Here is a 3,555-nt window from a genome sequence, read left to right on the forward strand (position 1 = left end):
AACACGGTGCGCGCCTGGCTGATCTCCGAACGGCGAATAGTCACCACGGCCGCCGGGGTCGAGCGGGCGCCGCTGGAACTAACCCGGCCGGTGCTGCGGATCTCACCGCACCTGGACACCACCACCGACGACCTGGCGACGTTCGCCGAGGCATTGGCCGACGCGACCGCAGCCGCTTGACAGTGCGGCGCTAGCCGGCCTTGTGCGCGGTCAGCAGATAGGCCGGGAACTTCAGTCGGCCCTTCTCGTCTCGCTCGTGCGGCGGCATCTCGATTGGTACGCCGGGCACTTTGGGCACATTGGCATGGATGTGCGCCGGTCTGATTTCGTCGATCTGCCAGTACTTGCTCACCGCGGCGCGCAGCTCGTCTTCGTCGACTTCGTTTGGCTTGGTTTCCATTTCGACCGGGAACGCGCCCTTGGCGAACACCAGCACGTAGTAGCTCGCGCCGGGAGCCGCCGCGCGGTGCACCGAGCGCAGGTAGTCCTCGCGCTTCTCGACCGGCAGCGAGTGAAACAGCGTGGAGTCGACCACCGTGTTGAAGCGGCCGTCATAGCCGGTTAACGACGTGATGTCCGCCTGCACAAAGCTTGCTATGCTCAGCCCGCGTTCCTGCGCCGCCTTGGTGGCAGCCGCGACAGCGGTGGGCGTGATATCGATGCCGACCACCGTATAGCCGTCGACAGCCAGCGCCAGTGAAAGCTCCGCGAACCCGCATCCGGCATCCAGAACATCGCTGCGGAACTTGCCGGCGCGCATCAGTGCGGCCAGTTCCGGTTGCGGCTCACCGATATTCCACGGCGGCGGTCCCTCAAACTCGCCTTGTTCGCGGTAGACACTGTCCCAATCCATTACCTCGTTTGTCATGGCTCCAAGCTACGCGGAGGCCAATGGCAGTTTTCGGCATCCAAGTCGAGTAGGGGCGTACGCTATCCAGCTACGACGCGTGCCGCGACGATAGTTCCGTACAACGGCCACTCGACCCTCGGTGAGCAATGGCGAAGACTTCTGATCGACCGGACGGTCGCACCGGCGTCGTGACGTCGGCGGCGACCGCGAACGATGTGCTGCCCTATGTGCAGCGGCTGATGGCGGCGCGAAGGTTCGATGCCGAGCTCGAGTTGTTGCGCGACGTCTACGGTGCGGTGTCGCGACGGGCTTTGGGACCGACGTGGCTGAGGCCGGATGTGGTGGTCGTCTCCTCACCTCGCGGCGCCCACGACATACTGGCTCGCGACGACGAGCACGTCGAACGCGGCATGACGCGGATGTCGTGGGAGCTGCGCAGGCTCATCGGCGACGGTCTGCTCGTCGTGCCGCACCGCGAGTGGCTGCCGCGCCGGCGCGCGCTGCAATCAGTCTTCGCCGGACAAAATATCCCCCGGTTCGCCGGCCACATGGCCGAGGCCGCAGACCAGCTGGCTTGCGGCTGGGGCGACGAGGCCGACGTTGACCTCGACACCGAATGCCGCTCGTTGATCCTGCGGGCACTGTGCCGTTCGATGCTCGGTCTCGAGGACGACGGGCGAATGGAGGAGTTGGGATCCGCCCTGCGTACCGCGGTAAAATGGGCAGCAGACAGGGCGCTGCGTCCAGGGCATTCGCCGCACTGGCTCCCGACCCGCCGACAGCGGCAAGCACACGCGGCCAGCGCAGTGCTGCGCGACCTGGCCACTGACATGCTGCAGGCATGTCGCTCCGACCCGGCGCGGCCGGCACCGCTGGTGCGCGCGCTGATGCAGACCGCCGACCCGCAGACCGGTGAGCCCTTAACCGATCGCGCGATCTGTGACGAGCTTCTGTCCTTCATGATCGCCGGCCACCAAACCACTTCCATCGCACTCACCTACGCCCTATGGGCGTTAGGTCATGCCAGTGAATGTCAGGAACGCGTTGCCGCCGAGGTTGGCCAACTCGGCGACCGGCAACTGACCCAAGCGGATATTCCACACCTGAGTTACACCGTTCAGGTGCTGCACGAGGCGCTGCGCTTATGTCCGCCGATACGCGCGGTGGAACGGTTTGTGACCAAAGACATCAACGTCGACGGCCACCGTGTGGAAGCGGGCACGCACGTCGTCGTCGCCATCAAAGCCATCCACCGTGACCCTGCCCTGTGGGACGACCCGCTCACCTTCGACCCCGACCGGTTCAGTCCGGAACGGTCGCAGGGACGTAACCTCTGGCAATACTTGCCCTTCGGGGCCGGCCCACGAGCATGCATCGCCGACCATTTCGCGATGGTGCGGGCCACCCTTGCCATCGCGGCCATCGTCCGTCGGACCGAAATACGTTCTCTCGAGGGTCATTTCCCGGTCAACGTCGGTCTCACAGCGATGGTTACCGCACCGATTCCGGCCCGAGTGAGCCGGCGGAACGTCGAAAGCGCGGGCAAGCCGACAACAAAGTCCGAATAAGAAAACAGGTATCGCAGTACGCAAGCCATCGGCTTGCCCCAGCCCTACCGTCATGTCGCGAGATACCTCGCCGCACTTTTCCGGTATCCGACATAGTCCGCGGGCGCGGCGGCAGGACGTAGGGAGGTCGAGATGTCTAAAGCCGATATCGCAGTCGTGCTTGCCCTATGCGCGGCGCTTGCATCGGCGAGCGGTGATGTCATACGTCAACGGTCAGCTCAACAGATCACCGACAAACACGTCGGCCACTTGGAGCTATTTCGGATGTCATTACGCGACGCCCGTTGGTGGCTGGGCGGAGGCGGAGCCGTCGCGAACTATGGATTGCAGGCCGGCGCATTGGCACTCGGCTCGGTGATGTTGGTAACCGCGCTTCAGGTGACGGCACTGCTATTCGCTCTGGTTATTTACGCGCGACTCACCCATGACCGGGTGACCCGCTGGGAGTGGCTATGGGCGGGCGTACTCGCGGTCGGACTAGCGGTGGTCGTCACGGTCGGCGACCCGGCCGCCGGACACCCGCGGGGTTCACTTGAAGCATGGACGGTGGTGGCCGTGGTGATGGGTCCGCTGCTGGTGTCGTGCCTGGTGGGCGCCCAGATTTGGCGGGGTCGCCCGCAGGCGGCGGTATTGCTGGCAGTGGTGGCGGGCTCGTTCCTGGCGCTGTTCGCGGTGCTGACCAAAGGTATTGTCGTGCTGCTCGGACAGCAGGGCTTCGGGGCGGTGCTGCAGGCGCCTGAGTTCTATGCCTGGATACTGGCCGCGTTGGCCGGGATGATCTTTCAGCAGTCGTCATTTCGTGCTGGTGCGTTAACCGCGTCAATGCCCACGATGTATGTGGCCAAGCCGATGGTGGCATCGGCACTGGGGATCACCGTGTTAGGGGAGACCCTGAACGCTGATGGCGCGGAAAAGTTCGCACTGGCGGCAGCAGTGGTGGTGGTGGTTGTCGCGACGGTGGCGCTGGCACGCGGCGAGGCCGACACGGTTGCCGCCCACACCGGGCTCGACGATCAGCCGAAGGTGCGTCGCATAGCAATCGCGAGCGTGATCTAAGCGGGCACCTCCCAGGTGTGCACCGGCTCGTTGCTGTGCATGTGCTGGCAGTACCGCCGCAACATCTCGGCCAGCGCGGCG

Annotated in this window: 3 protein-coding genes and 1 pseudogene; 3 read left to right on the plus strand and 1 reads right to left on the minus strand. The window is 64.9% G+C overall.

Going from position 1 to position 3,555, the window contains the following annotated elements; genetic code table 11:
- Window positions 1-180 (plus strand): annotated as a pseudogene (locus tag VFA16_RS18145) (ergothioneine biosynthesis PLP-dependent enzyme EgtE); the annotation flags it as partial.
- A 10-nt stretch (window positions 181-190) separates the two neighbouring features.
- Here VFA16_RS18145 and VFA16_RS18150 read toward each other — a convergent pair.
- Complete coding sequence (locus VFA16_RS18150; protein WP_324969150.1) at window positions 191-868, minus strand: class I SAM-dependent methyltransferase; 678 nt, start codon at window positions 866-868, stop codon at window positions 191-193.
- 128 nt (window positions 869-996) lie between these two features.
- Between VFA16_RS18150 and VFA16_RS18155 the strand changes: the two genes are divergently transcribed.
- A complete protein-coding gene (locus VFA16_RS18155) occupies window positions 997-2,418 on the plus strand; it encodes a cytochrome P450 (RefSeq protein ID WP_324969151.1) in 1,422 nt (473 codons plus the stop codon).
- 132 nt (window positions 2,419-2,550) lie between these two features.
- Window positions 2,551-3,474 (plus strand): DMT family transporter, encoded by a 924-nt coding sequence (locus tag VFA16_RS18160; protein WP_324969152.1) that lies wholly within the window; start codon window positions 2,551-2,553, stop codon window positions 3,472-3,474.
- Window positions 3,475-3,555: the final 81 nt, after the last annotated feature.

This window comes from Mycobacterium sp. (genome assembly GCF_035653355.1).
GTDB lineage: Bacteria > Actinomycetota > Actinomycetes > Mycobacteriales > Mycobacteriaceae > Mycobacterium.

Excerpts from the sequence above, each read along its gene's own strand:
- VFA16_RS18150 (WP_324969150.1), bottom strand. The coding sequence starts at position 868 with ATGACAAACGAGGTAATGGATTGGGACAGTGTCTACCGCGAACAAGGC.
- VFA16_RS18155 (WP_324969151.1), top strand. The coding sequence starts at position 997 with ATGGCGAAGACTTCTGATCGACCGGACGGTCGCACCGGCGTCGTGACG.
- VFA16_RS18160 (WP_324969152.1), top strand. The coding sequence starts at position 2,551 with ATGTCTAAAGCCGATATCGCAGTCGTGCTTGCCCTATGCGCGGCGCTT.